Source organism: Streptomyces sp. NBC_00236, from assembly GCF_036195045.1.
Taxonomy (GTDB): domain Bacteria; phylum Actinomycetota; class Actinomycetes; order Streptomycetales; family Streptomycetaceae; genus Streptomyces.
The window spans coordinates 1,900,608-1,926,288 of the sequence record NZ_CP108100.1 but is presented as its reverse complement, the minus strand read 5'-3'; the positions used below and the strand labels follow the sequence as shown (position 1 = coordinate 1,926,288).

Annotated in this window: 21 protein-coding genes; 14 read left to right on the top strand and 7 right to left on the bottom strand. The window is 70.0% G+C overall.

All coding sequences use genetic code 11. The features are described from left to right. Positions 1-2: 2 nt before the first annotated feature. The 4 genes from OG446_RS08510 (at position 3) to OG446_RS08495 (ending at position 3,004) form a co-directional block, all read left to right on the top strand. On the top strand, positions 3-722 hold the full coding sequence (locus tag OG446_RS08510) for a YggS family pyridoxal phosphate-dependent enzyme (RefSeq protein WP_328893439.1): 720 nt from the start codon (positions 3-5) through the stop codon (positions 720-722). 125 nt (positions 723-847) lie between these two features. Then, positions 848-1,459, top strand: a complete 612-nt coding sequence (locus OG446_RS08505) for a cell division protein SepF (protein WP_136328319.1) — start codon at positions 848-850, stop codon at positions 1,457-1,459. Positions 1,460-1,530: 71 nt separating this feature from the next. Continuing rightward, positions 1,531-1,815 (top strand): YggT family protein, encoded by a 285-nt coding sequence (locus OG446_RS08500; RefSeq protein WP_136328318.1) that lies wholly within the window; start codon positions 1,531-1,533, stop codon positions 1,813-1,815. A gap of 49 nt (positions 1,816-1,864) precedes the next feature. Beyond that, positions 1,865-3,004 (top strand): DivIVA domain-containing protein, encoded by a 1,140-nt coding sequence (locus tag OG446_RS08495; RefSeq protein WP_328893438.1) that lies wholly within the window; start codon positions 1,865-1,867, stop codon positions 3,002-3,004. 454 nt (positions 3,005-3,458) lie between these two features. Here the strand turns inward: OG446_RS08495 and ileS are convergent, their stop codons facing one another. Further along, positions 3,459-6,608: an isoleucine--tRNA ligase gene (ileS, locus tag OG446_RS08490; RefSeq protein WP_328893437.1), complete on the bottom strand. Its 3,150-nt coding sequence runs from the start codon at positions 6,606-6,608 to the stop codon at positions 3,459-3,461. A gap of 576 nt (positions 6,609-7,184) precedes the next feature. Here ileS and OG446_RS08485 point away from each other — a divergent pair. The 5 genes from OG446_RS08485 to OG446_RS08465 all read left to right on the top strand — a co-directional run bounded on the left by OG446_RS08485 (position 7,185) and on the right by OG446_RS08465 (position 11,831). Further along, on the top strand, positions 7,185-7,958 hold the full coding sequence (locus OG446_RS08485; RefSeq protein ID WP_328893436.1) for a TraR/DksA family transcriptional regulator: 774 nt from the start codon (positions 7,185-7,187) through the stop codon (positions 7,956-7,958). A gap of 57 nt (positions 7,959-8,015) precedes the next feature. Further along, a complete protein-coding gene (gene lspA, locus OG446_RS08480; protein WP_328893435.1) occupies positions 8,016-8,678 on the top strand; it encodes a signal peptidase II in 663 nt (220 codons plus the stop codon). Between the two features lie 23 nt (positions 8,679-8,701). Next, the gene (locus tag OG446_RS08475) at positions 8,702-9,643 is read left to right on the top strand and encodes an RluA family pseudouridine synthase (protein ID WP_328893434.1); all 942 of its coding nucleotides are present in this window, start codon (positions 8,702-8,704) and stop codon (positions 9,641-9,643) included. After that, positions 9,640-10,110 (top strand): GNAT family N-acetyltransferase, encoded by a 471-nt coding sequence (locus OG446_RS08470; protein ID WP_328893433.1) that lies wholly within the window; start codon positions 9,640-9,642, stop codon positions 10,108-10,110. Before OG446_RS08475 ends, OG446_RS08470 begins: the two co-directional genes overlap by 4 nt. A gap of 134 nt (positions 10,111-10,244) precedes the next feature. After that, the gene (locus tag OG446_RS08465; RefSeq protein ID WP_328893432.1) at positions 10,245-11,831 is read left to right on the top strand and encodes a Na+/H+ antiporter; all 1,587 of its coding nucleotides are present in this window, start codon (positions 10,245-10,247) and stop codon (positions 11,829-11,831) included. 6 nt (positions 11,832-11,837) lie between these two features. Here the strand turns inward: OG446_RS08465 and OG446_RS08460 are convergent, their stop codons facing one another. Further along, a complete protein-coding gene (locus tag OG446_RS08460) occupies positions 11,838-12,959 on the bottom strand; it encodes a mechanosensitive ion channel family protein (protein ID WP_328893431.1) in 1,122 nt (373 codons plus the stop codon). A 51-nt stretch (positions 12,960-13,010) separates the two neighbouring features. Between OG446_RS08460 and OG446_RS08455 the strand changes: the two genes are divergently transcribed. Next, on the top strand, positions 13,011-13,589 hold the full coding sequence (locus OG446_RS08455) for a dienelactone hydrolase family protein (protein ID WP_148017752.1): 579 nt from the start codon (positions 13,011-13,013) through the stop codon (positions 13,587-13,589). Between the two features lie 61 nt (positions 13,590-13,650). Here OG446_RS08455 and OG446_RS08450 read toward each other — a convergent pair whose 3' ends face one another. The 4 genes from OG446_RS08450 to OG446_RS08435 form a co-directional block, all read right to left on the bottom strand. Then, a complete protein-coding gene (locus tag OG446_RS08450) occupies positions 13,651-14,613 on the bottom strand; it encodes a zinc metalloprotease (RefSeq protein ID WP_328893430.1) in 963 nt (320 codons plus the stop codon). A 392-nt stretch (positions 14,614-15,005) separates the two neighbouring features. Beyond that, entirely contained in the window at positions 15,006-15,821 is an 816-nt protein-coding gene (locus tag OG446_RS08445) for a DsbA family protein (protein ID WP_328893429.1), read from the bottom strand. Positions 15,822-15,872: 51 nt separating this feature from the next. Then, complete coding sequence (locus tag OG446_RS08440) at positions 15,873-16,604, bottom strand: hypothetical protein (protein ID WP_328893428.1); 732 nt, start codon at positions 16,602-16,604, stop codon at positions 15,873-15,875. 65 nt (positions 16,605-16,669) lie between these two features. Further along, entirely contained in the window at positions 16,670-17,995 is a 1,326-nt protein-coding gene (locus OG446_RS08435) for a DUF2252 domain-containing protein (protein ID WP_328893427.1), read from the bottom strand. A 180-nt stretch (positions 17,996-18,175) separates the two neighbouring features. On the opposite strand from OG446_RS08435, the gene dnaE reads away from it, so the two are divergent. After that, positions 18,176-21,712 (top strand): DNA polymerase III subunit alpha, encoded by a 3,537-nt coding sequence (gene dnaE, locus OG446_RS08430; RefSeq protein WP_328893426.1) that lies wholly within the window; start codon positions 18,176-18,178, stop codon positions 21,710-21,712. 92 nt (positions 21,713-21,804) lie between these two features. On the opposite strand, the gene OG446_RS08425 is transcribed toward dnaE, so the two are convergent. Beyond that, positions 21,805-21,984 (bottom strand): hypothetical protein, encoded by a 180-nt coding sequence (locus tag OG446_RS08425; protein WP_328893425.1) that lies wholly within the window; start codon positions 21,982-21,984, stop codon positions 21,805-21,807. A gap of 260 nt (positions 21,985-22,244) precedes the next feature. Between OG446_RS08425 and OG446_RS08420 the strand changes: the two genes are divergently transcribed. The 3 genes from OG446_RS08420 (at position 22,245) to OG446_RS08410 (ending at position 25,672) form a co-directional block, all read left to right on the top strand. Continuing rightward, positions 22,245-23,573 (top strand): NYN domain-containing protein, encoded by a 1,329-nt coding sequence (locus OG446_RS08420; RefSeq protein ID WP_328893424.1) that lies wholly within the window; start codon positions 22,245-22,247, stop codon positions 23,571-23,573. Positions 23,574-23,727: 154 nt separating this feature from the next. Then, positions 23,728-24,702: an ABC transporter ATP-binding protein gene (locus OG446_RS08415; protein WP_328898240.1), complete on the top strand. Its 975-nt coding sequence runs from the start codon at positions 23,728-23,730 to the stop codon at positions 24,700-24,702. A gap of 91 nt (positions 24,703-24,793) precedes the next feature. After that, positions 24,794-25,672 (top strand): ABC transporter permease, encoded by an 879-nt coding sequence (locus OG446_RS08410; RefSeq protein WP_328893423.1) that lies wholly within the window; start codon positions 24,794-24,796, stop codon positions 25,670-25,672. The last annotated feature ends 9 nt before the right edge of the window (positions 25,673-25,681 follow it).

Sequence of the window (25,681 nt, the reverse complement as noted above, 5' to 3'; positions counted from 1 at the left end):
GCATGACGGACCGTAAGCAACAACTCGCAGCAAATCTCGCGCAGGTGGAGGAACGTATTGCTTCCGCCTGCGCGGCCGCCGGTCGCAAACGGGAAGAGGTGACCCTCATCGTGGTCACGAAGACCTACCCCGCCGGCGATGTGCGGATCCTGAGTGAACTCGGTGTGCGCCATGTCGCGGAGAATCGTGACCAGGACGCGGCCCCCAAGGCCACCGAATGTACGGATCTGTCCCTCACATGGCACTTTGTCGGTCAATTGCAGACGAACAAGGTCCGATCCGTGGCGAGTTATGCCGATGTCGTGCAGTCGGTGGACCGTACGAAGCTGGTGACGGCCCTCTCCGCCGCGGCAGTCCGCGGCGGGCGCGAACTCGGGTGCCTCATCCAGGTCGCGCTCGACGCGGAGAGCGGTGAGCGGGGGGAGCGCGGCGGTGTCGCGCCCGACGGGATCGACGAGTTGGCCGACGCCGTCGCGGCCGCACCCGGACTGCGGCTGGACGGTCTGATGACCGTCGCCCCGCTCGCCGGACCGTTCGCCGGCAGGCAACGCGCGGCGTTCGACCGACTGGTGGAATTCTCATCCCGGCTGCGCGGGAACCATCCGGCTGCGAACATGGTCTCTGCAGGGATGAGTGCGGACCTCGAGGACGCGGTTGCGGCCGGAGCGACACATGTGCGCGTCGGTACTGCGGTACTCGGAGTCCGACCCGGGCTCGGGTAACGTCGCCAAGCAAGTCGGACCACAGCAGAAAATATGGTCATTACCGCCTCTGGCGGACAGGCCACAGTGGATCGCGGGCACTTGGTGACAGATGCCGATCCACCACAGAGCGGAGGACTCAGAGCATGGCCGGCGCGATGCGCAAGATGGCGGTCTACCTCGGCCTCGTGGAGGACGATGGGTACGACGGTCCGGGGTTCGACCCCGACGACGAATTCGAACCCGAGCCGGAGCCCGAGCGCGACCGGCGCCGGCACCAGCCCGCGCATCAGGTGGAGCGGGAACGGGACGAACCGGTACGAGTGGTGCAGCCTCCGGCACAGCGGGAGCCGGTTCAGATTCCGGCGGAGAGAGAGCGACCCGCCCGAATCGCCCCCGTGGCATCCATCACACCTGAACGCCCGAACATGGAGAAGAACGCACCGGTGATCATGCCCAAGGTCGTGTCCGAGCGGGAGCCGTACCGCATCACCACGCTGCACCCCAGGACGTACAACGAGGCCCGTACCATCGGGGAACACTTCCGTGAGGGCACTCCGGTGATCATGAATCTCACGGAGATGGACGATACGGACGCGAAGCGACTTGTCGACTTTGCCGCGGGACTCGTCTTCGGCCTCCATGGCAGCATTGAACGAGTGACGCAGAAGGTGTTCCTGTTGTCGCCTGCTAACGTCGATGTCACGGCGGAGGACAAGGCCCGCATCGCAGAGGGCGGATTCTTCAACCAGAGCTGAGAACACGACACCGGGAACAACCCGGCCGCGAGGCCGGAGCTACGAGAGCCAGGGGAGAGGGAAGCGCGAGGATGGGCGTCGCACAGAGTGTTGTCTACATCGCGTTGATGTGTTTCCTCATCGTGCTGATCTTCCGGCTGGTCATGGACTACGTCTTCCAGTTCGCACGTTCATGGCAGCCGGGCAAGCCGATGGTGGTCGTCCTTGAGGCCACCTACACGGTCACCGATCCACCGCTGAAGCTCCTGCGGCGGTTCATCCCGCCGCTGCGTCTCGGGGGCGTGGCACTCGACCTGTCCTTCTTCGTTCTGATGATCATCGTTTCCATCCTGATCAGCATCGTGACCAGGCTGTGAGCGATACGGTCCTGCCGACTGCCGACGACTACGTAGAGGTGAAGAAGAGATGCCGCTGACCCCCGAGGACGTGCGGAACAAGCAGTTCACGACGGTCCGCCTCCGAGAAGGCTATGACGAGGACGAGGTTGATGCCTTCCTCGACGAGGTCGAGTCCGAGCTGACCCGCCTGCTCCGTGAGAACGAGGACCTGCGCGCCAAGCTGGCCGCCGCCACGCGTGCCGCCGCGCAGAACCAGCAGCAGCAGGGTATGCGCAAGCCGGAGCCGCAGGACCGTCCCGGTGCACCTGTGCCCGCCGCCATATCTGGTCCGCCGGTCCAGCAGCAGCCCCCGCAGATGGGTCCGCCCCAGCTGCCCGGTGGTGCTCCTCAGCTGCCGGCCGGTCCCAGTGGCCACGGCCCCCAGGGTCCGCACGGTCCCGGTCCGCAGGGCCCGCACGGCCCCGGCCCGATGCAGGGCGGTCCCATGGGCGGACCGATGGGTGGCCCCATGGGCGGTCACAACCCGCAGCAGCAGATGCAGCAGATGCAGCAGCAGCAGCCGCCGCAGATGCAGCAGCAGGGCCCCGGTGGCGACAGCGCCGCCCGTGTCCTCTCCCTGGCGCAGCAGACCGCCGACCAGGCGATCGCGGAGGCCCGTTCCGAGGCCAACAAGATCGTCGGCGAGGCGCGCAGCCGTGCCGAGGGTCTGGAGCGCGACGCGCGTGCCAAGGCGGACGCGCTGGAGCGGGACGCGCAGGAGAAGCACCGCGTGGCGATGGGCTCGCTGGAGTCGGCCCGCGCGACGCTGGAGCGCAAGGTCGAGGACCTGCGTGGCTTCGAGCGCGAGTACCGGACCCGTCTGAAGTCCTACCTGGAGAGCCAGCTGCGTCAGCTGGAGACCCAGGCCGACGACTCGCTGGCTCCGCCGCGGACGCCGGCTGCCGCTTCGCTGCCGCCGTCGCCCTCGCTGGCTCCGGCCGGTGCCGGCGCCATGGGTCACACCATGGGCGGCAACCACGGCGGTCACGGCAACCAGCAGATGGGCGGCAACCCGTCCATGGGCGGTGGCCCCTCGTACGGCGGCCAGCAGCAGATGTCGCCGGCGATGACCCAGCCGATGGCGCCGGTGCGGCCGCAGGCGCCGCAGCCGATGCAGCAGGCGCCTTCGCCGATGCGCGGGTTCCTGATCGACGAGGACGACAACTGAGCGGGTCGCGCTCGCTGAGCGCGTAGCCGTCGGCAGGCTGAGGGCCGGGCCCCGGGGATTCCCCGGGGCCCGGCCCTTTGCCGTGGGCGGAGTGCGGGGCGGGCGGGGCGCGGGGTGCGGGTATGGGGCCAGGGCGGGGGGGGCTTGGGGCCGCTGCGCGGGGCGTGTTCCCCTACCCGCCCCTTCCCGTAACCGGGGCTCCGCCCCGGACCCCGCTCCTCAATCGCCGGAGGGGCTGGGAAGGCGGGCGGTGCGGGCTCCGGGCCGGTGTGGTTCGGAGGGGCTGGGAAGGCGAGCGGTGCGGGCTTGTCCGGGCCGGTGTGGTTCGGAGGGGCTCGGAAGGTGAAGGGCGGAGGGCTGTGCGGGCCGGCACCGTTCGGAGGGGCTCGGAGCGGAAAACGGCGAAGGCCCGCCCGGACCGTATCGGTCCGGGCGGGCCCTCGTGCCGTTGAGGCTAGCGCTCCGTCTTGCGGAGGCGGAACGTCAGGGCCAGGCCCTCGTCCTCGAAGGACTCGCCGTACGACGGGTCCGCCTCGCCCTCGGCGTAGTCCAGGGCCAGGACCTCGTCCGCGATGAGCGACGCGTGCTCGGTCAGGGCCTCGGCCGTCGCGGGCGAGGTGGACACCCAGCGGACGGCGATGCGGTCCGCCACGTCCAGGCCGCTGTTCTTGCGCGCCTCCTGGATCAGGCGGATCGCGTCACGGGCCAGGCCCGCACGCCGCAGCTCCGGGGTGATCTCCAGGTCCAGGGCGACCGTCGCGCCCGAGTCGGACGCGACCGACCAGCCCTCGCGCGGGGTCTCCGTGATGATGACCTCGTCGGGGGCCAGGGTGATCGGCTCCCCGTCGACCTCCACCGACGCCGTGCCCTCGCGCAGGGCGAGCGACAGTGCCGCCGCGTCCGCGTTCGCGACGGCCTTCGCCACCGCCTGGACACCCTTGCCGAACCGCTTGCCCAGGGCCCGGAAGTTCGCCTTCGCCGTCGTGTCGACCAGCGAGCCCCCGACCTCGGAGAGGGAGGCCAGCGAGGAGACGTTCAGTTCCTCCGTGATCTGGCCGTGCAGCTCGGGGGAGAGAGCCTCGAAGCCCGAGGCCGCGACCAGGGCGCGTGACAGCGGCTGGCGGGTCTTGACGCCCGACTCGGCACGCGTGGCGCGTCCCAGCTCGACCAGGCGGCGGACGAGGGCCATCTGCGTGGACAGGCTCGGGTCGATCGCCGACAGGTCGGCCTTCGGCCACGTGGAGAGGTGCACCGAGGCGGGGGCGTCCGGGGTGACCGGCGCGACGAGGTCCTGCCAGACCCGCTCCGTGATGAACGGGGTCAGCGGGGCCATCAGCCGGGTGACCGTCTCGACGACGTCGTGCAGGGTGCGCAGCGCCGCCTTGTCGCCCTGCCAGAAGCGGCGGCGGGAGCGGCGTACGTACCAGTTGGACAGATCGTCGACGAACGCGGACAGCAGCTTGCCGGCACGCTGGGTGTCGTAACCCTCCAGCGCCTGGGTGACCTGGTCGACCAGGGCGTTGAGCTCGCTCAGCAGCCAGCGGTCCAGGACCGTGCGGTCGGCCGGTGCGGGGTCGGCGGCCGAGGGCGCCCACTCCGAGGTGCGGGCGTACAGGGCCTGGAAGGCGACCGTGTTCCAGTACGTGAGGAGCGTCTTGCGGACGACCTCCTGGATCGTGCCGTGGCCGACGCGGCGCGCCGCCCAGGGGGAGCCGCCCGCCGCCATGAACCAGCGGACCGCGTCGGCGCCGTGCTGGTCCATCAGCGGGACCGGCTCAAGGGTGTTGCCCAGGTGCTTGGACATCTTCCGGCCGTCCTCGGCGAGGATGTGGCCCAGGCACACCACGTTCTCGTAGGACGACTTGTCGAAGACCAGCGTGCCGACCGCCATCAGCGTGTAGAACCACCCGCGCGTCTGGTCGATGGCCTCCGAGATGAACTGCGCCGGGTAGCGGCTCTCGAAGATCTCCTTGTTCTTGTGCGGGTAGCCCCACTGCGCGAACGGCATCGAGCCCGAGTCGTACCAGGCGTCGATGACCTCGGGGACGCGGTACGCCTCCAGCTGGCAGCTCTCGTGGGAGCAGGTGAACGTGATCTCGTCGATGAACGGCCGGTGCGGGTCCAGGCCGGACAGATCGGTGCCGGTGAGCTCGGACAGCTCGGCGCGCGAGCCGACGCAGGTCAGGTGATCGTCCTCGCAGCGCCAGATCGGCAGCGGCGTGCCCCAGTAGCGGTTGCGGGACAGGGCCCAGTCGACGTTGTTGTTCAGCCAGTCACCGAAGCGGCCGTTCTTGACCGAATCGGGGAACCAGTTGGTCTTCTCGTTCTCTTCGAGGAGCCGGTCCTTGACCGCGGTCGTGCGGATGTACCAGGACGGCTGCGCGTAGTACAGCAGCGCCGTGTGGCAGCGCCAGCAGTGCGGGTAGCTGTGCTCGTAGGGGACGTGGCGGAAGAGCTTGCCGCGGGCGGCCAGGTCCTCGGTGAGCGTCTCGTCGGCCTTCTTGAAGAAGACGCCGCCGACCAGCGGCACGTCCTCCTCGAAGGTGCCGTCGGGGCGGACCGGGTTGACGACCGGCAGGCCGTACGCCTTGCAGACCAGGAGGTCGTCGGCACCGAAGGCGGGGGACTGGTGGACCAGACCCGTACCGTCCTCGGTCGTCACGTACTCGGCGTTGACGACGTAATGGGCCTCGGCCGGGAAGTCCACCAGGGTGAACGGGCGCTCGTAGGTCCAGCGCTCCATCTCGCGGCCCGTGAAGGACTGTCCGGTGAGCTCCCAGCCCTCGCCGAGCGCCTTCTCGACCAGCGGCCGGGCCACGACGAGCTTCTCCTCGCCGTTCGTCGCGACGACGTACTCGACCTCGGGGTGCGCGGCGACGGCCGTGTTCGAGACCAGGGTCCAGGGCGTCGTCGTCCAGACCAGGAGGGCCGCCTCGCCGGCCAGCGGGCCGGAGGTCAGCGGGAAGCGGACGAAGACCGAGGGGTCGACGACCGTCTCGTACCCCTGCGCCAGCTCGTGGTCGGAGAGTCCGGTACCGCAGCGCGGGCACCACGGGGCGACGCGGTGGTCCTGGGTGAGCAGGCCCTTGTTGAAGATCTCCTTCAGCGACCACCACACGGACTCGACGTACTCGGGGTCCATCGTGCGGTACGCGTCGTCGAGGTCGACCCAGTAACCCATCCGGGTCGTGAGCTCGGTGAACGCGTCGGTGTGCCGGGTCACGGACTCACGGCACTTGGCGTTGAACTCGGCGATGCCGTACGCCTCGATGTCCTTCTTGCCGTTGAAGCCGAGCTCCTTCTCGACCGCGAGCTCGACCGGCAGACCATGACAGTCCCAGCCGGCCTTCCGGCCGACGTGGTAGCCCTGCATGGTGCGGAAGCGCGGGAAGACGTCCTTGAAGACGCGGGCCTCGATGTGGTGGGCGCCCGGCATGCCGTTGGCGGTCGGGGGGCCCTCGTAGAAGACCCACTCGGGGCGGCCCTCGGACTGTTCGAGGCTCTGGCTGAAGACCTTGTTCTCGCGCCAGAAGTCGAGCACGGCGTGCTCCAGCGCGGGCAGGTCGACCTGGGCGGGTACCTGGCGGTACTGCGGCGATGTCATGTGCGGGCTTCCTCCGGCGGACGTTTTCCACTTCCGTCGGAGGGACGAGAACCGTTGCCGGATCCCGCGGTACCACCCTCCTTGGCCCCGGGCGTGCCGCCCGTGGCCCCCTCATTGGGGTGCGACGCCGGTTCTACTGGCCCTGGGCCCGTGGGCGGAGCCCACTGTCCCGAGCTTTCTTCCGGCGGCTCCGGGGTGATCTTCACGGCGCGCTCGCCCCCGGGCTTCCACCGTCCCCGGGTCGCTCTGGGCTGCGTACGACGCTACTCGTCCCATCGATGCCTCTCGCTGAGGCCAGTGTACGGGCCCCGGGAGGCGACGGCCGACCGGATTTCCGGAGTCCTCGGCGTGACCCGAATGGCCAGACGGGTGGCACCGGGTCCCGGCAGTGCCCGGCGGGCGGGCGGAAGGCGGATTACCGGGCGGGGAGCTGGGCACAACGGTTTCAGGCGCGCGGTGATCCGGACACGGGGAGGGGCGATGCGGCGGCGTGCCCCGTTGCTGCGGGGCTGGGGTCGACTTATCGTCCCAGCACGACTCGCGAGCAAGATCACAATGCGTGAAGGGGCCGCGGCCATGGTGGCGAAGAAGACGTCCGACGCGAACGCGGGGACCGGGCCGGAGGACGCGGCGGCGAGGACCACCGGGGCCGCGAAGGCCGCGAACAAGACCACGAGGAAGACGGCCAAGAAGGCGGTCAAGAAAGCGGCGGCCAAGAAGACCGCAGCGAAGAAGAGCGCGGCCGGGAAGACCACGGCGAAGAAGAGCGCGGCCGGGAAGACCACGGCCGAGAAGGCTTCGAACAAGGCCGCCGACGCGGCCACGGGGGCGGCCGAGGCCGCCGAGCAGACGGGAGCCCACACGGTGGTAGCCAAGAAGAGCGCGGCCAGGACCCGGCCGGCCGGCCGGAGCACCGCACCCGTGCCTCCGGCACGGGCCGCGGCGACGGCGCCGGGAGAGCTGGCCGTACGGCCGGGAGAGGACCCCTGGACGCCGGAGGAGGTCGCGGCCGCGCGCACCGAGCTCACCGGCGAGATCACCCGGCTGCGCAACGAGCTGGAGGCTTCGGGCCTGGCGCTGGCCGGGCTGATGCGGGACTCGGGCGACGGGGCGGGTGACGACGAGGCGGACACCGGCACCAAGAACATCACCCGCGAGCACGAGATGTCCCTCGCGGCCAACGCCCAGGAGATGCTGGAACAGACCGAACGGGCACTGGCCCGGCTCGACGCGGGCACGTACGGACTCTGCGAGATCTGCGGCAATCCGATCGGCAAGGCGCGGATGCAGGCGTTCCCCCGGGCCACCCTCTGTGTCGAGGACAAACAGAAGCAGGAGCGACGCGGCTGATCGCCACCCGTGTGTCGTACCCTCGTCCTCAGTCGGGAACTAGGTTGAGGGACTCACGTGGCAGAGGCGGAGCGCATCATCGGTACGCCGGACATCCCTGAGGCTGAGGGACACGAAGGAGCCGAGCCGGAGCAGGCTGACGGGAGCGTGTCCCCGCAGGCCGCCGAGCCGGACGGACAGGACGCCGGGGACGCCGAGGACGGGGAAGCGACGGTCGACCGGTCGCCGGCCACACGCCGGCGCCGGATCATCCTGCTCTTCTGCGTCGCCGTCCTCGCCTACCTGCTCGACCTGGGCAGCAAGATGCTCGTGGTGGCGAAGCTGGAGCACCAGGAGCCGATCGAGATCTTCGGCGACTGGCTCAGGCTCGACGCGATCCGGAACGCGGGCGCCGCGTTCGGGCTCGGCGAGGCCTTCACGATCATCTTCACCATCATCGCGGCGACCGTCATCGTGGTGATCGCCCGGCTCGCGCGCAAGCTGTACAGCCTGCCGTGGGCGATCGCGCTCGGTCTGCTGCTCGGCGGGGCGCTCGGCAACCTCACCGACCGTATCTTTCGCGCGCCCGGCGTCTTCGAGGGCGCTGTGGTGGACTTCATCGCCCCCGCGCACTTCGCCGTCTTCAACCTGGCGGACTCCGCGATCGTCTGCGGAGGCATCCTGATCGTGCTGCTGTCCTTCAAGGGCCTGGACCCCGACGGCACCGTGCACAAGGACTAGGCCATGCAAGGCATACTCGACAGGTGAGTACGCAACCCGAGATCCGAACCCTGCCCGTACCCGATGGTCTGGAAGGCGAGCGTGTCGACGCCGCCATCTCCCGGATGTTCGGGTTCTCCCGCACCAAGGCCGCAGAGCTGGCCGCCGCCGGGAAGGTGCAGGTGGACGGTTCGGTGGTCGGGAAGTCCGAACGGGTGCGCGGCGGCGCCTGGCTGGAAGTGGAGATGCCGCAGGCTCCCGCTCCGGTGCAGATCGTCGCCGAGCCCGTCGAGGGCATGGAGATCGTCCACGACGACGACGACATCGTCGTGATCATGAAGCCGGTCGGCGTCGCCGCGCACCCGAGCCCCGGCTGGACCGGCACCACCGTCATCGGCGGTCTCGCCGCGGCCGGGTACCGGATCTCGACCTCCGGCGCCGCCGAGCGCCAGGGCATCGTGCACCGCCTCGACGTCGGCACCTCCGGCCTGATGGTCGTCGCCAAGTCCGAGCGCGCCTACACCCTGCTGAAGGCCCAGTTCCGCGATCGGGTCGTCGAGAAGAAGTACCACGCGCTGGTCCAGGGCCACCCGGACCCGATGAGCGGCACCATCGACGCCCCCATCGGGCGCCACCCCACCCACGACTACAAGTGGGCCGTCGTCGCCGAGGGCAAGCCGTCGGTGACGCACTACGACCTGATCGAGGCGTACCGGGCCGCCAGCCTCCTGGACATCAAGCTGGAGACGGGCCGCACCCACCAGATCCGGGTGCACATGTCCGCCCACCGCCACCCCTGCGTCGGCGACCTGACCTACGGCGCCGATCCGACCATGGCCAAGCGGCTGGGCCTGACCCGGCAGTGGCTGCACGCGGTCCGGCTCGGCTTCGAGCACCCCTCGGACGGCAGCTGGGTGGAGTTCTCCAGCACCTACCCCGACGACCTCCGTCAGGCACTCGACAGGATTGCGGCAGAGAGCGAATGACCGCCTACACCACCCGCACGGTCACCGGTGAGCAGGACCGTGCCGCCTGCTTCCGGATCCGCAAGGACGTCTTCGTCGGCGAGCAGAACGTGCCCGAGGAGATCGAGTACGACGCCTACGACGCGGACGCGGTGCACGTCATCGCCGTCGCCGAGGACGGCACGGCGCTCGGCACCGGACGACTGCTGCACGGTTCCGCCGCGGCGGCGAAGACCGGCGGCGATGCCACCGTCGGCTCGCTCGGCCGGCTCGCCGTGAGCAAGGCGGCGCGCGGCCTCGGCGTCGGCGCGGCGCTGGTGCGGGCCATCGAGGACGCCGCCCGCGACCTCGGCCTGTCCGCCGTCGATCTGCATGCGCAGACCCATGCGCTCGGCTTCTACGGGCGGCTCGGATACGTGGCCTACGGCCCCGAGTTCCCGGACGCGGGCATCCCGCACCGGGCGATGCGTCGCACCGTGGACGCGTAGGGCCCTCGCCGGATCATCCGGACCCGCGGGTCCGCAGTGGGGGTGTTGTCCGGATTGCGGAGCCCGCATGGCAGGGTTGAACCCGAGGCCGGCCGTCCACCGAGACCGGCCCGGCGCGCTCCGGAAGGCACCTCGTGGATCAAATGGCCCTGCTGCTCCTGTTGTTGCTCGGAGCCGTGGTCACCGTGCCGCTGGGGGACCGGCTCGGGCTTCCGGCGCCGGTGCTGATGACCCTGATGGGCGTCGCGATGGCCTTCCTCAGCTTCGTACCGAACGTGGACATCCCGCCGGAGATCATCCTTCCCGCGTTGCTGCCGCCGCTGCTCTACGCCTCCGTGCAACGCACTTCCTGGCGGCAGTTCGCCGCCAACAGGCGGCCGATCTTCCTGCTGGCCGTGGCGCTGGTCTTCCTCACGACTGCGGCCGTCGCGGCGGTGGCCAACGCGGTCGTCCCCGGACTGCCCATCGCGGCGGCCGTCGCACTGGGCGCGCTCGTCGCCCCGCCCGACCCGGTCGCGGCCACCGCCGTCGCCGGATCGGTCGGACTGCCCCGCAGGCTCATCTCGATCCTGGAGGGCGAGGGGCTGTTCAACGACGTGACCGCGATCGTGCTCTACCACGTGGCGATCGCCGCGGCGGTGAGCGGCACCTTCTCGCTGCCCGAGGCGTTCGGTCTGCTGGTCCTGTCCGCCGTCGTCGCCGTGGCGGTGGGAGTCGCACTCGGCTGGCTCACCATCAAACTCATGGGCCTGCTCGGCGACGCCACCCTCCAGGTCGGGCTCACGCTGCTGGTGCCGTTCGTCAGCTACGTGCTCGCCGAGGAGCTGATGGGCTCCGGCGTGCTGGCGGTCCTGACCACCGCGCTCTTCCTCGCCGAGCACACCGCCGACGCCGACGACGTCCTGGGCCGGCTCACCGGCCGTACCTTCTGGGAGATCGTCGACACCCTCGTCACCGGTGTGGCCTTCGGACTGATCGGCCTCGAACTGCACAACGTCTTCGGGACCGCCGACGGGCGTGAGCTGGAGATGGCCGGCTGGGCCCTCGCCGTCGTCGCGGTCGTCGTCGGCGTACGGCTGCTCTATCTGCTTCCCGCGACCTGGCTGGCCAAGCGGCTGCACACCCGCCGCGACGTGAGCGAGGAGATCCCCACCAGCTGGCGGGAGACCGTGATCATGTGGTGGGCCGGGATGCGCGGCGTGGCCTCGGTCGCCCTGGCGCTCGCCATCCCGCTGGAGACGGACGACGGGAAGCCGTTCCCGGGCCGCGACGAGATCGTCTTCATCGCCTTCGCCGTCATCATGGTCACGCTCGTCTTCCAGGGCCTCACACTTCCCTGGCTGGTGCGCCGGCTGGGCGTGCGCGCGGACACGGACGCCGAGGCCGCGCTGGAGCGGGACCTCGCGATCCGGGCCGCCAAGGCGGCCAAGCAGCGGCTCAAGGAGATCCAGGACGTCGAGGAGTTCCCCGAGGACGTCGTGGAACGCCTCCAGCGGCTGGCCTACGACGTCGGCGCGCGGATCAGCCCCGACATGGTCGACGAGGAGCGGCGCGAGGCGTACGCCCAGCGCGCCGAGCGGTTCAAGGCGGTCAGCCGCATCCAGCGCGAGATGATGTCGGCCGCCCGCCACGCGGTGCTCTCCGCGCGCAGCGAGGCCGGTGCGGACCCCGAGGTGGTCGACCGGGTGCTGCGGCAGCTGGACGTACGCAGCCTGCGCTGATCCCGCTCAGCCGCGCCCCGTGCGCGGCGCCCTGCCCCAGCCCGCCGGCTTCTCGTCCGCGCCGTTCACGGTCGGCCACGCGTCGCCCGGCGGCAGCGCCGCGGGGGCCGTGGCGATGCGCGGCAGCGCGTACGGATGATGGTCGCGCAGCCAGCCGATCAGCTGCTCGCGGACCGCGCACCGCACCGTCCAGATGTCGTCCGCGTCCTTCGCCGTGACCACCGCGCGCACCTGGATCGTGGAGGGGGTGGTGTCGGTGACCGCCAGCGACCAGTCGCGGCCGTCCCACGCGGCGCACTCGCCCAGGATGTCCCGCAGCTGTTCGCGCATGGCGGCGACCGGCGCCGCGTGGTCGAGGTGGAAGAAGACCGAGCCGGTCATCTGGATCCCGCCGCGCGACCAGTTCTCGAAGGGCTTGCTGGTGAAGTACGAGACCGGCATCGTGATCCGCCGCTCGTCCCAGGTCCGGACCGCGAGGAAGGTCAGTGTGATCTCCTCGATCGTGCCCCACTCGCCGTCCACCACCACCGTGTCGCCGATCCGCACCATGTCGCCGAAGGCGATCTGCAGGCCCGCGAAGAGATTGCCGAGCGTGGACTGGGCGGCGACACCCGCGACGATGCCGAGGACACCGGCCGAGGCCAGCATCGAGGTGCCGACGGTCTGCATGGCGGGGAACGTCAGGAGCATCGCGGCGACGGCGACGGTCGTCACGATCGCGATGACCACCCGCTGGATCAGCGTCACCTGGGTCCGTACCCGGCGCACCCGCGCCGGGTCGCGGGTGTTCGCCGCGTAGCGTGCGTACACCGAGTCCACCACCGCCACGGCGATCCGCACCACCAGCCAGGCCGACGCCCCGATCAGGACCAGTGTCAGCACCTGCCCGATGCCCGCCCTGTGATCGCTGATGATCCGGAGCCCGGTGTGCGTGTACGAGGCCCGCAGCAGCGCCGTGCCCAGCGTCAGCTGGAACGGGATCCGGCAGCGCCGCAGCAGACCCCACAGCGGTGTCTCGTGGTGGCGGCCGTCCGCGCGCCTGAGCAGCAGGTCGAGCAGCCAGCCCGCCACCAGCGTGATCACGGCGGAACCGCCGAGGACGATCAGCGGGCGCAGTACGTTCTCCATGCTGTCGCTCTCCATGCTCTCGACTTAGCCCGGACCTTCTTGAATGGCACCATGGGGCTCATGAACATCATGCTTTTCCACTCGACGTACGGTCTGCGCCCCGCGGTGCACGCGGCTGCCGACCGGTTGCGCGCCGCCGGGCATGAGGTGCACGTGCCCGATCTCTTCGCGGGACACACCTTCGAATCCGTCGAGGAGGGGCTCGCCTTCAAGGAGGAGACGGGCAAGGAGGAGCTGCTGAAGCGGGCCGTGCTGGCCGCGGCTCCCTACTCCGACCGCGGTCTTGTCTATGTGGGCTTCTCGCTCGGCGCGTCCGTCGCCCAGACGTTGGCACTCGGGGACGCGAAGGCGCGTGGGCTGCTGCTGTTCCACGGCACGTCGGACATCGCCGAGAACGCCTCGGTGGACGAGCTGCCCGTCCAGCTGCACGTCGCCGACCCGGACCCGTTCGAGACGCACGACTGGCTGAACTCCTGGTATCTGCAGATGCAGCGGACCGGTGCCGATGTCGAGGTCTACCGGTACCCCGGTGCGGGGCACCTGTTCACCGACGCCGAGCTGCCGGACTTCGACCAGGCGTCGGCCGAGCTGGCGTGGAAGGTCGCGATCGGCTTCCTCGCCACGCTGTGAGCACGCGAAGGGCCCCGCGCACGGAACGGTGCGCGGGGCCCTTCGGGCGGTACGGAGCGGATCAGCCGCGGTACGCGGTCCAGCTGTCGCTCATCCGCTGCACCTGGCCCGCGGTGAACTGGTACATGCAGGAGTCGTACGTGTAGTCCATGAAGTTGTGGATCGGGTCGACGCCGGTCTTGTTGGTGCAGGTGTCGCGCCCGGTCGGGCACTCGAACGCGGCGCTCTTCTCCGCGGGGGTGTCGGAGACGTAGTCGCCGTTGCCGTTACAGCCGCCCTGGAACGTGTGGTAGAGCCCCATCCAGTGGCCGACCTCGTGCGTCGCGGTGTCGCCCTCGTCGTAGTTGGAGGCCGAGCCGCCCGGCAGCGAGGCGTCCAGGATCACCACGCCGTCCATGGACGGGCTGGAGTTGTAGGAGCTCGGGAAGGTCGCCCAGCCGAGCAGCCCGCCGCCGAGGTTGGCGGTGTAGACGTTGAGCGCGTTCTTGCCGCCCTTGCGCAGGGCGGTCTTCATGGCCTTCTCGGCCGACGAGCCCGAGGAGAGGTTGTACCAGGAGGCGTTGTCCGTGTAGTCGGTGCCCGCCAGGGAGAACTGGAAGCCGGTGGGGGTGTTGCCGGTGCCCTGGCCGCTGTACGCCGCGTTCAGCACGTTCATCTGGCTGCTGATGTCGCCCGAGGTGAGCTTGCCCGTGGTGCCGGAGTGGATGACGTGGAAGTAGACCGGGACGGTCGCGCCGGCGGCGAGCGTGGAGCCGGTCACCCGGCGCTCGGCGACTCTCTGCTTCAGCTGCTTGTCGATGGCCGCGGCCTGGGCGGTGGTGAGCTCGTTGGGGTCCGCGGCGTGCTGCGGGCCCGAGGGGCGGGACTGGCGGGCGGTGGCGTCGGCCGGGGTGTCGGCGCAGGCCTCGGCCGACGTGGCCGCAGTGGCCTTGCCGGAAGCGGCGGTGGCGCCGGAGGAGACGGTGAGAGGTGCCAGGGCCAGGGTTCCGGCCAGGACGGCGGTGCCGATCGCACGGTGGCGCATACGCGGGGATATACGGGCAAGAGTGCGCACAGGGTCTCCTAGCGGATGTGTGGGGGAGGGATTTCCTCACCCGCCGCCGGGAGATTACGTGGGCATGTCATATGCGCGGGAGAATCGATCCGGCCCAATCATTCACGGTGCGAATCGGTACAACGGGAAGAAAATCTTCTGCCCGCTCCGGAGTTTGGGAGACGGGCGTCATCTAACGGGTCGTTCCGATGGCCGGTGTGTCCGCATTGGATCCGTCCGGGACGCCGCCCGACACGGTGCTGTCATCCGCCGTCAACACGGCCGACGATGGCTGGATCTGGACGGTCGGTGGGCTCGGCGCACGCGAACGGGCAGGTGCCCCCCCGAGGGGTCACCTGCCCGTTCGTCCGGGACCGGGCCGATCAGCCCTTCAGCGCGGCGGTGATCGCGGTGTTGAAGTCCGCCACCGTCATCGGGGCGTTCTGCTTGTCCGAGCCGGTCAGCGCCTTGCCGTCCATCTTCAGCGTGGGCGTGCCCTGGACACCGCTCTTGTCGAAGGCGGCGGACATCTTCATCGCCCAGGCGTCGTACGTGCCGTCCTTGACGTTCTTCTGGAAGGCGTCGTTGTCCTTCAGCGCGTCGACCGTGTCGGCGACCTTGATCAGGTACGAGTCGTCCTTGAACTTGTCCTCCGTCTCCTGCGGGTGGTACTTCGCGGAGTAGAGGGCGTACTTGTAGTCGAGGAAGGCCTCGGGGCTCACGTTCAGCGCGGCGCCCAGGGCGCTCAGCGCGTTCTTCGAGCCCTCGCCGTTGTCGCTGTTGTCGATGAACGTGGCGCCGACGTACTTGACCTTGTACTTTCCGGCGTCGACGTCCTTGTGGACGGTCTCGCCGACCGTCTGCTCGAAGGTGGCGCAGATCGGGCAGCGGGAGTCCTCGTACAGCTCCAGGGTCTTCTTGGCGGTGGACTTGCCGACCACCACGGTCGTGCCGTTCTCGCCCGAGGTGTTCTTGGGCGCGGTGACGTTCTTGGCGTCACCGGCCTCGTCCCAGTGGCCGGGCTTGTTCAGCTGCATCACGCCGTAGGCGCCGCCTCCGATGATCGCGAGGGCGGCGACGACGGAGACGCCGACGACGACCTGGCGGCGGGTCCTGTCCTTCTTGGCCTGGCGCTCGCGCTCCTCGCGCAGCCGCTCGCGGGCGGCGGACTTGTTGGCCTGGCTGTTGCGCTTGCTCATGATCGGTTCTCCGTGGGGTGCGTGGTCGTACGTCGTCAGGGACTTGCGTGCTCAGGCGGTGGCGCAGGCCGAGCGCGGCGGTCCCCTCCGTCCCACGGAGTGCACCAGGAGACGGGCGTGGGCGAGCAGATGCGGGCCGGCCCCGGCGGTACGGACCTTGAGGAGTACGGAGCGGCCGACCGACCCCGCCACGGCCACCGCGATCAGCAGCGGCCGGAACGCCAGCAGCGCGAACGCGCCCAGCAGCCCGGCGAGCGCCAGCTCGCCGCGGTGCAGCCAGGCGGCGGCGAGCAGCCCGACCGTCACGTGCGCGGCCAGCAGCAGCCACGGCACGAGCGGGCCGGGCGAGGCCAGCAGTGAGGCGGCGCCGTGACCGCCCGCCGTCACCGAGGCCAGCGGGGTACCCACCTCACCGACACCGCCGAGCCCCGCCGCGCCCCTTCCGACGTCACCGCCGCCGCACAGCACATCGACGCCCACCGACCGCAGCGGTCCGGCGATCGGGCCGCCGGCCGCCCCGTAACAGAGGTGCTGGCCGGTGGTGAAGACGGTGTCGGCGGCCAGTTCCAGCGGCACGAGCAGTCCGGCGATGGCCCCGAAGCCACGCTCCCGCCCGGCCAGCGCGTACGCCATCACGAAGACGGCGCCCGCCAGCACGGCGACCAGGGTCAGCGGCAGCGGGACCCGGGAGAGCAGCACGTGGGAGGCAGCGGAGAGCGTCACGACGAGCGCTGTGAAAAGCGCCGCGCGTACGACTCTGAGCTGCGTCCCGGAGATATCCATCGTCAGGGAGTGTCGCATGTGAACCTGTAGGTGCCCCCTAAAGGGCCGCTGTGCTGTGGGAAGACTTACAGCCCCGGGATGCGGCCGTTGCGGAAGAGGTCCACGAAGATCTGGTGGTCCGCGCGCGCCCGGGCCCCGTAGCTGTGGGCGAAGTCCACCAGCAGGTCCCCGAAGCCCTCCTCGTCCGCCGCGATCGCCGCGTCGATCGCTCGCTCGGTGGAGAACGGCACCAGCGAGTGGCCGCTCTCGTCGTCCGCGGCGGAGTGCATCGTCGCCGTCGCCCGGCCGAGGTCGGCGACGACCGCCGCGATCTCCTCGGGCTCGTCGATGTCGGACCAGTCCAGGTCGACCGCGTACGGCGAGACCTCGGCGACCAGCTGACCGGCCCCGTCCAGCTCGGTCCAGCCCAGCCACGGGTCGGCGTGCGCCTGGAGCGCGCGCTGCGAGATCACCGTGCGGTGCCCCTCGTGCTGGAAGTAGTTCCGTACCGCCGCGTCCGTGATGTGCCGGGAGACGGCGGGCGTCTGGGCCTGCTTGAGATAGATCACGACATCGTTCTCCAGGGCGTCGCTGTTGCCCTCCAGAAGGATGTTGTACGAGGGCAGCCCGGCCGATCCGATGCCGATCCCGCGCCTGCCGACGACGTCCTTGACCCGGTACGAGTCCGGACGGGTCAGGCTCGACTCCGGCAGCGTCTCCAGATAACCGTCGAACGCGGCGAGGACCTTGTAGCGCGTCGCCGCGTCGAGGTCGATCGAGCCGCCGCCCTCCGCGAACCGGCGCTCGAAGTCACGGATCACCGTCATCGAGTCCAGCAGCGAGAACCGGGTCAGCGCCCGGGCGTCCCGCAGGGCGCCCAGGAGCGGCCCATCGGCGGTGTCCAGCGTGAACGGGGGCACCTCGTCGTTCTTCGCGCCCGTCGCCAGCGCGTGGATCCGCTCGCGGTAGGCCGCCGCGTAGACCCGGACGAGCTCGGTGATCTGGTCGTCGCCCAGGGCCTTCGCGTAACCGATCAGGGCGACGGAGGCGGCGAAGCGCTTGAGGTCCCAGGTGAACGGGCCGACATAGGCCTCGTCGAAGTCGTTCACGTTGAAGACCAGGCGCCCGTTGGCGTCCATGTACGTGCCGAAGTTCTCCGCGTGGAGATCGCCGTGGATCCACACCCGGCCGGTGCGCTCGTCGAGATACGGGCCGCCGTGCCGCTCCCGCTCCAGGTCGTTGTAGAAGAGACAGGCCGTGCCCCGGTAGAAGGCGAACGCGGAGCCCGCCATCTTGCGGAACTTCACGCGGAAGGCAGCCGGATCGGCGGCCAGCAGCTCACCGAAAGCGGTGTCGAAGACCTCGAGGATCTGCTCCCCGCGCTGCACTGCGCCGGTCTGCGTTTCCGACATCTCTGGGTGCCTCCTGGTACCTGGCCTGCATGACGACGTACATGACAAAACGGACGGGTGTCCTCGCCCTTCCAACGCGCGACCGTATCGCGGAGTGCCCGTCACTCGTGACCCGGGAGACGTAGACTTCCACGCTGTCCCCCCAGCCGACATCCGCAGTTCCCCCGGAGGCACAGCGCCGTGACCAAGCCGCCTTTCACGCACCTTCACGTCCACACCCAGTACTCGCTGCTGGACGGTGCCGCGCGGCTCAAGGACATGTTCGAGGCCTGCAACGACATGGGCATGTCCCATATCGCGATGACGGACCACGGCAACCTGCACGGGGCGTACGACTTCTTCCACTCGGCGAAGAAGGCGAACGTGACACCGATCATCGGCATCGAGGCGTACGTCGCCCCGGAGTCGCGCAAGCACAAGCGGAAGATCCAGTGGGGCCAGCCGCACCAGAAGCGGGACGACGTCTCCGGTTCGGGTGGTTACACCCACAAGACGATCTGGGCGTCCAACGCCAAGGGGCTGCACAACCTCTTCAAGCTGTCCTCGGACGCCTACGCCGAGGGCTGGCTGCAGAAGTGGCCGCGCATGGACAAGGAGACCATCTCCCAGTGGTCCGAGGGACTGATCGCGTCCACCGGCTGCCCCTCGGGCGAGGTGCAGACCCGGCTGCGGCTCGGACAGTTCGACGAGGCCGTCCAGGCGGCCTCCGACTACAAGGACATCTTCGGCGAGGGCAAGTACTTCCTGGAGCTGATGGACCACGGCATCGAGATCGAGCGCCGGGTCCGTGACGGGCTCCTCGAAATCGGCAAGAAGCTGAACATCCCGCCGCTCGTGACGAACGACTCGCACTACACCTACGCCAGCGAGGCGACCGCGCACGACGCCCTGCTCTGCATCCAGACCGGCAAGAACCTCTCCGACCCGGACCGCTTCCGCTTCGACGGCACCGGCTACTACCTCAAGACGACGGACGAGATGTACGCCGTCGACTCCTCGGACGCCTGGCAGGAGGGCTGCGCGAACACCCTGCTGGTCGCGCAGCAGATCGACACCACGGGGATGTTCGAGAAGCGCGACCTGATGCCGAAGTTCGACATCCCGGACGGCTTCACGGAGATCACCTGGTTCCAGGAGGAGGTCCGGGTCGGGATGAACCGCCGCTTCCCGGGCGGGGTCCCCGAGGACCGGCAGAAGCAGGTCGAGTACGAGATGGACATCATCATCCAGATGGGGTTCCCGGGGTACTTCCTGGTCGTCGCCGACTTCATCATGTGGGCCAAGAACAACGGCATCGCGGTCGGCCCGGGCCGAGGCTCCGCCGCCGGTTCGATCGTCTCGTACGCGATGGGCATCACCGACCTCGACCCGATCGAGCACGGACTGATCTTCGAGCGCTTCCTCAACCCCGAGCGCGTCTCCATGCCGGATGTCGACATCGACTTCGACGAGCGCAGGCGCGTCGAGGTGATCAGGTACGTCACCGAGAAGTACGGCGCCGACAAGGTCGCCATGATCGGCACCTACGGCAAGATCAAGGCCAAGAACGCGATCAAGGACTCGGCCCGCGTCCTCGGCTACCCGTACGCCATGGGCGACCGGCTCACCAAGGCCATGCCCGCCGACGTCCTCGGCAAGGGCATCGACCTCAACGGCATCACGGACCCCAAGCACCCGCGCTACAGCGAGGCCGGCGAGATCCGGGGGATGTACGAGAACGAGCCGGACGTCCGGAAGGTCATCGACACCGCGAAGGGCGTCGAGGGCCTGGTCCGGCAGATGGGCGTGCACGCCGCGGGCGTCATCATGTCCAGCGAGCCGATCGTCGACCACGCGCCGATCTGGGTGCGGCACACCGACGGCGTGACGATCACGCAGTGGGACTACCCCCAGTGCGAGTCGCTCGGCCTGCTCAAGATGGACTTCCTGGGCCTGCGCAACCTGACGATCATGGACGACGCCATCAAGATGGTGAAGGCCAACAAGGGCATCGACCTGGAGATGCTGGCGCTGCCGCTGGACGACCCCAAGACGTACGAGCTGCTCTGCCGGGGTGACACGCTCGGCGTGTTCCAGTTCGACGGCGGGCCGATGCGCTCCCTGCTGCGCCAGATGCAGCCCGACAACTTCGAGGACATCTCCGCCGTCTCGGCCCTGTACCGGCCGGGCCCGATGGGCATGAACTCGCACACGAACTACGCCGAGCGCAAGAACGGCCGCCAGGAGATCACTCCGATCCACCCGGAGCTGGAGGAGCCGCTCAAGGAGGTCCTCGGCCTCACCTACGGCCTGATCGTGTACCAGGAGCAGGTGCAGAAGGCCGCCCAGATCGTCGCCGGGTACTCGCTCGGCGAGGCCGACATCCTGCGCCGCGTGATGGGCAAGAAGAAGGCCGACGAGCTGGCGAAGAACTTCGTCCTGTTCGAGGCGGGCGCCAAGAAGAACGGCTTCTCCGACGCCGCGATCAAGGCCCTGTGGGACGTGCTGGTCCCCTTCGCCGGATACGCCTTCAACAAGGCGCACTCCTCCGCGTACGGCCTGGTCACCTACTGGACCGGATACCTGAAGGCGAACTACCCCGCCGAGTACATGGCGGCGCTGCTCACCTCGGTCAAGGACGACAAGGACAAGTCGGCGGTCTACCTCAACGAGTGCCGCCGCATGGGCATCAAGGTGCTCCCGCCGAACGTCAACGAGTCGGAGTCGAACTTCGCCGCACAGGGTGACGACGTCATCCTCTTCGGGCTGACGGCCATCCGTAACGTCGGTCAGAACGTCGTCGACTCGATCATCCGGTGCCGCAAGGCGAAGGGGAAGTACAGCAGCTTCCCCGACTTCCTCGACAAGGTCGAGGCCGTCGTCTGCAACAAGCGGACCGTGGAGTCGCTGATCAAGGCCGGCGCCTTCGACGAGATGGGTCACACCCGCAAGGGCCTCGTCGCCCACCACGAGCCCATGATCGACAACGTGGTGCAGGTCAAGCGCAAGGAGGCCGAGGGGCAGTTCGACCTCTTCGGCGGCGGTGAGGAGGACAGCGACGAGCCGGGCTTCGGGCTCGACGTGGAGTTCTCCGACATCGAGTGGGAGAAGTCCTATCTGCTGGCCCAGGAGCGCGAGATGCTCGGGCTCTACGTCTCCGACCACCCGCTCTTCGGCATCGAGCACGTGCTGAGCGACAAGTCCGACGCGGCGATCTCGCAGCTCACCGGCGGGGAGCACAGCGACGGCGCGATCGTCACCATCGGCGGCATCATCTCCGGCCTCCAGCGCAAGATGACCAAGCAGGGCAACGCCTGGGCCATCGCCACCGTCGAGGACCTGGCCGGTTCGATCGAGTGCATGTTCTTCCCGGCCACCTACCAGCTGGTCTCCACCCAGCTCGTCGAGGACACCGTCGTCTTCGTCAAGGGACGCCTCGACAAGCGCGAGGACGTGCCCCGCCTCGTCGCCATGGAGATGCAGGTCCCCGACATCTCGAACGCGGGCACCAACGCCCCCGTGGTCCTGACCATCCCCACCGTCAAGATCACCCCGCCCATGGTCAGCCGGCTCGGCGAGGTGCTCAGCAGTCACCGTGGCGACACCGAGGTGCGGATCAGGCTCCAGGGCCCCCGCAAGACCACGGTGCTCCGGCTCGACCGGCACCGGGTGAAGGCCGACCCGGCGCTCTTCGGTGACCTGAAGGTGCTGCTCGGCCCGTCCTGTCTGGCCGGCTGAGCCCCCACACGCACACGCACGAGAGGGGCGCCCCGCACAAGCGGGTGCGCCCCTCTCGGCTACCGGCCTGTGGCCGTACCGGAGAAGTCCGGTCAGTTGTGGCCGAAGCGCCGCTGATGCTTACGCGCAACATCGGCAGGGCTGCCCTGGGACTGCGCCTGGGGCGTGTTCTGCGACTCGAAAGCCGTGGAACGTGCCTCCTGCGCACCGCGCTCCGACTCGGACGCGCGGTCCTGCTGGCTGCCCTGCTTGCGGTTCTTGTTCTTGGCCATGGTGTTCCTCCTATGGGGACTCTCGGGGCCAGGACCGATGTCAGATTCACATAATCGGATAAACATCGCATGTTGGATCATTACCGTGCGTAGTGAGGGGGTATGATGCGCCGTTTTCCGGATCCGCCACGCCGATGATCGAGTTCCGGCCGTTAACCCTCGCGCGGTCGGGCAGACTCGAAGGAAACCCTGAGTAAGCGGATCCGCGCCTTTCCCGAAGGCCGGACCCGCTGAATCCGTTCCCGAATTCCTGGAAGAGGGTGGAACGCGTGGACCGTTGCGTCGTCCTGGTGGACGCCGGCTACTTGCTGGGCGCAGCCGCGAGTCTGCTGGCCGGTGAGCCCGCCCGGTCCCGCATCACCGTCGACCACGCGGCTCTGATCCAGGGCCTGCGGGAGCGGGCCGAGGCCGATACGGAACAGCCGCTGCTGCGGATCTACTGGTTCGACGGCGCCCCGGACCGCGTACCGCAGCCCGAACACCGCAGACTGCGCGTCATGTCACGGGTGACGGTACGGCTGGGCGCCCTGACGCGCAGTGACGGGCGGTGGGCGCAGAAGGGCGTCGACGCGGCGATGCACGCCGAGCTCACCGAACTCGCCAGGAACCGGGCCTGCTCGGACGTCGTACTGGTGACCGGTGACGGGGATCTGCTGCCCGGCCTGATGTCCGCCAAGGAGCACGGCGTCGCCGTCCACCTCTGGGCCGTCCAGGCCGCCGACGGCGACTACAACCAGTCGGAGGACCTGGTCGCCGAGGCCGACGAGCGGCGCGTGCTGGACCGTGCCTGGATCACCCGGGCCGTACAGGCCAAGGAGACCGGTGGTCCATGCGCCCCGCCGCCCGCCCCGCGCAATTCCGAGATCGCCGCGATCCTCTCCGCGCCCCTGCCCGAGGCTGCCCTCGCGGCCTCCGCCGAGCGGGCCTCCCAGGCCCAGGCCGAAGCCGCCGCCCGCAACGGAACGGCCGCGCCGCCCGACGAGAGCACCGGCCACACCGCGCACGGCCATGGTGGCCGGGGCGTCCCCACCCCGAAAGACCTCGCCGGCACCCTGCGCGGCCCCGCCGACCGGGCCGAGCGCCAACACCCCGCCCCGCCGCCCGCCAACGCGACCCTGCGCTGGTCCTCCGACCGGGGCTGGGTGGAGCGCGGCGGCCCCCTCGGCGAACCGCCCGAGACCGCCTCGCTGCCCACGCTCGCCCAGCTCACCAGCGCCGAGCAGCGCTGGGCGGACCGGGAGGAGGACATCACCACGGTCGGCGGCGACCCCTTCGAAGTGGGCCAGGTCTTCGCCCGGCGCTGGATGGAGCGGCTGCCGGAGACCGTCCACCTGCAGAAGCTGTCCACGATGTACCCCCGCATCCCGCACCGCATCGACGGCGAACTGCTGCGGTACGCCGCCCGCTTCGGGCTGCTCGCCCACAAGGACGACCAGATCGACGAGCACGACCGGTACGCGATCCGGGCGGGGTTCTGGCGCGAGATCGACGTGCGGGCCGCGGCGGAGCACCCCCCGGCGGGCGAGAAGCACCCCACGGCAGCCTCCGCTGCCGGGAAACCCGGGAACGCGGCGTCGTCCGGGGACTGAGCCCGCATCGGTACCCGAGGCGCTCAACCCGGCCGCCGTTTGCGGCGTTGATGTCCGATCGGTGCGGCCCCGGGCGTAATGCGGGTGCCCGGACCCCGTACCCTCGTACCTCGTGAGTACGGGCACAGCACAGGCGCAGTCGGCGAACGGCACCGTGTGCGCGGTGCGTGATCTGGTCAGGACCTACCCCGCGGCCCGGGGCCGGCGCGGTACCCCCGCCACACCCGAGGTACGTGCCACCGACGGAGTCAGCCTGGACATCCGGCGCGGCGAGATCTTCGGTCTGCTCGGCCCCAACGGTGCCGGCAAATCCACACTCGTACGACAGCTCACCGGACTGATGCGGCCCGACTCGGGCAGCGTCGACATGCTGGGACACGACCTCGTCCGCCACCCGGAACGGGCCTCCCGGCTGATCGGCTACCTCGGACAGGAGTCGACCGCGCTCGACGAGCTGACCGTCGGACTCGCCGCCGAGACCACCGGACGGCTGCGCGGCCTGCCCGTGCGCGAGGCCCGTGCCGAGCGTGACGCGGTGCTCGGCGAGCTCGGCCTCGGCGAACTCGTTGGACGTCCCCTGAAGAAGCTCTCCGGCGGACAGCGACGGCTCGCCTGTGTCGCGGCCGCGCTGGTCGGGGAGCGACCGGTCCTCATCCTCGACGAGCCGACGACCGGCATGGACCCCGTCGCCCGGCGCGCCGTCTGGGCCGCCGTCGACCGGCGGCGTGCCGAACGTGGTGCGACGGTGCTGCTGGTCACCCATAACGTCATCGAGGCCGAGACCGTCCTCGACCGGGTCGCCGTCATGGAACGCGGCAGGATCATCGCCTGCGACACCCCGGCCGGGCTCAAGGAACGGGTCGCGGGCGAGGTCCGGGTGGAACTCGTGTGGCGCGAGCGGGCGCCGCTGGACGTGCCCGAGGTCGCCGCCCTCCGGGCGTCCGCGCAGGAGTCCGGGCGCCGCTGGGTGCTGCGCCTCGGGCCCGACGAGGCGCGCGCGGCGGTCGCCGCCGTGACCGGTGGCGCGGCCTTCGCCGCACTCGACGACTTCACCCTGGCGACCCCCAGCCTGGAGGACGTCTATCTGGCGCTCGGCGGGGACGCGGCCAAGGGACTGGTGAAGGCATGAGGCGATGCCGGATCAGCGCGGTCGCCACAGTGGCCGAAACGGACCGGTGCGGGTGTGCGGCCGGGCAGGAAGCGAACAGGAGCAGCGCCAGGTGACGAGCATCGTTCCTGCGGAAGCGGTGTCCGGGGGCGCCGGGCAGACGGGCCGTGCGGGGCAGAGAGCGCCCCACGGCCTGTCCGGTCCGGCCGGTGACGACGACGCACCGGGCCCTTCGCCCGCGCCGCTCGCGCCGCGCGCCCGGCTCTTCCCCTCGCTCGCCGCGGTCTACCGCGCCCAGCTGTCCCGGGCCCGGGTCGCCCGCATCCCTCTGCTCTTCGTGGCGACCTTCCAGTCCATCGGGATCATGGTCCTGATGCGCGGGGTCGTCGACGGGGGCTCCGAGGCCCGTGCCGTGGTGGCCGGATCCAGTGTCCTGGTCGTCGCCTTCGTCGCGCTGAACCTGCTCGCCCAGTACTTCGGGCAGCTCCGGGCCGGCGGCGGACTCGACCACTACGCCACCCTGCCGGTGCCGCCCGCCGCCGTGGTACTCGGCGCGGCCGGGGCGTACGCCTCCTTCACCGTGCCCGGCACGATCGTGACGGCCGTGGCCGGCAGCATCCTGTTCGGGCTGCCGATGACCCACCTGTGGGTGCTCGTCGCCGTCATCCCGCTCTCCGGGGCCGCCCTCGCCGGACTCGGCGCCGCCCTCGGGCTGCTCGCTCCGAGGCAGGAACTCGCGACCCTGCTGGGACAGCTCGGCATGTCCGCGGCGCTGCTGCTGGGCGTGCTCCCCGCGGCCCGGCTGCCGGAGCCGATCGGCTGGGCGCGCGATCTGCTGCCCTCCACGTACGGTGTCGAGGCGCTCTCCCGGTCCTTCGACGCCCACCCGGACTGGGCCGTCGTCGCCCTCGACCTCGCCGTCTGCGCCGTCGTGGGCGTCCTCTCGCTCGCTGTGGCGACCTGGGCGTACCGCAGGGCAGCGGTCCGGTGAGGCGCGCCA